Origin of the sequence: Actinomadura sp. WAC 06369 (genome assembly GCF_003947565.1) — a bacterium.
GTDB classification, from domain to species: Bacteria; Actinomycetota; Actinomycetes; order Streptosporangiales; family Streptosporangiaceae; genus Spirillospora; species Spirillospora rifamycini.
Genome location: NZ_QHJN01000347.1, coordinates 1 through 1,983, shown reverse-complemented (window position 1 = coordinate 1,983; position 1,983 = coordinate 1). Strand labels below are relative to the sequence as shown.

The following is a 1,983-nucleotide window of genomic DNA, read 5'->3' as shown; positions in this document are numbered from 1 at the left end:
CCCCCGTCCCGGCGCCGCGCCGCCGCCCCGTCCCGGCCGTCCCGGACCCGCCGGGGACACGCTCGTCGCCGCCGGGCGCCCGCGCCCGGCGCCGCCCGGCGGCCGCCCGCCCAAGCGGCCACGCCGCCGCCTGCGGACGGTCGTCACCGTCGGCGCGACCGTCGCCGCCTCCGCCCTCGCGATCGGCACCGGCGTCGCGCTCGACCGGCTCGTCCTGCCCGCGCAGGGTCCCGAACGGACCGCCGCGGCCGACGCGCTGCCCGAGGACCGGCCCGCGCCCGACCCGTCCGCGCCCGCGGACGCGCCGTCCCCGGACGCCCCCGCGAACGCGGCGGTGCCGTCCGCGACGGAGGAGCCGCCGCCGCTCAAGACCATGAGCGCCCCGCCGAGCCCGACGCCGAAGCCGTCGACGTCGCGTCCCGCGAAGACCGCGGACACGCCCGCCCGGTCGTCCTCCCCCGGCGGCTCCGGCGGTTCCGGCGGGTCGGGCGGTTCGTCGGGCGGTGGCGCGCCGACGTACCGGACGACCGGCGCGTCGTCCGTCGAGCGCGCCGTGATCGGCCTCACGAACGACGAGCGCGCCACCGCCGGGTGCGGTCCGCTGCGGACCGACGAGCGGCTCATGGCCGCGGCCGAGCGGCACTCCGCCGACATGGCCGCCAACGGTTACTTCAGCCACACGTCCCAGAACGGCGACACGCCCTGGGACCGCATGGAGGCCGCCGGCTACTCCAGTCCCGGCGCGGAGAACATCGCCAAGGGCTACGGCAGCGCCGAGGCCGTCGTGCGCGGCTGGATGGACAGCCCGGGGCACCGCCGCAACATCCTGAACTGCGACCTCCGGGCGATCGGCGTCGGCATGGTCGACGGCCCGGACGGCAAGCTGTGGACCCAGAACTTCGGCTGGAAGTGACCCGTCCGGGGTTCGGTAGGGTCCAGGCCATGGGTTACCCGGGTGATCAAGGCAATCCCGGCGGCCGCACGCCGCGGCCGCCGCAGTCGCCGTACGGTCCCGGAGACGACCGTCCGTTCGACGGCCCCCCGGGGCCGTACGACCAGGGCGGCGGCCTCCCGCCCCCGGGCGTCCCGGACGGCCCCGCGTTCGGCCGCGAGCGCGAGTTCGGCCCCGGGCCCGGCCGCTACGACGACCGCTACGACGACGGCCCCTACGACGACCGCTTCGACGACGACCGCTCCGACGACGACCGCCCGCGGCGGCGGCGTCCGCTCGTCATCGGCGCGATCGTCGGCGCCGGGATCGTCCTCGTCGGCGGCGGCGTCGCGCTCTCGTCGACGCTCGGCGGCGACTCCGGCGCCCCGGCCGCGGCCGACCGGCCCGCGCCGCTGACGCTCAAGGAGGTCTTCGGCAACGGCGAGTTCGAGGTGAACGACCACAAGTACGCGCGGACGGCCTGGCACAGCGAGAAGAAGTGCACCGGCATCGTCGGCGGCGCCAAGCTGGACACGGCCGTCGCGAAGGGCGGCTGCACCCAGGCCCTCCGCGCCACCTACGCCATCAGCGGCGGCGCGCTCATCGGGACGCTGGGCGTCCTCAACCTGAAGTCCGAGGCGCACGCGGAGGCCGCCGAGAAGGCCGCGACGGCCGACGACGCGTACCTGCTGGCGCTCCCCGGCAAGGGCATCACGAAGACGAACGGCAAGGGCGTCGCGCTCGGCACCGCCCGGGCGCGCGGCCACTACCTCGTGATGACCTGGGTGCAGCGCCCCAACGGCAAGACCATCTCGAAGCGCCACCACGGCACCGTCCGGGTCTTCGGGGACGAGATCTACAGGGGCAGCAACCTCGCGCTGGCCCTGCACTACAGGGAAACCGAAGGCAAGCCCCTCCAAAAGTGACCGGTTTGAATACCCTCTCTGCTTATGTCTGGACCTGAAGACACCCGGGAGACCGGCGGGGAGGCGGACGCGTCCGCCGCCACCGCCTCCCCCGCGCCGCCGCACTTCGGCGGCGCGTCTCCCCCG

2 protein-coding genes are annotated in these 1,983 nt (G+C 76.1%); both read left to right on the top strand.

All coding sequences use genetic code 11. The features are described 5' to 3' along the window. Positions 1 to 913 (top strand): CAP domain-containing protein (locus tag DMH08_RS41310; protein WP_199748235.1); only part of this gene is annotated, 913 nt, incomplete at its 5' end. A gap of 29 nt (positions 914 to 942) precedes the next feature. Next, complete coding sequence (locus tag DMH08_RS39300; protein ID WP_125621337.1) at positions 943 to 1,857, top strand: hypothetical protein; 915 nt, start codon at positions 943 to 945, stop codon at positions 1,855 to 1,857. Positions 1,858 to 1,983: the final 126 nt, after the last annotated feature.

Bases quoted from the DNA above. Each gene is read 5' to 3' on its own strand.
- DMH08_RS39300 (WP_125621337.1), top strand. From the start codon at position 943: ATGGGTTACCCGGGTGATCAAGGCAATCCCGGCGGCCGCACGCCGCGG.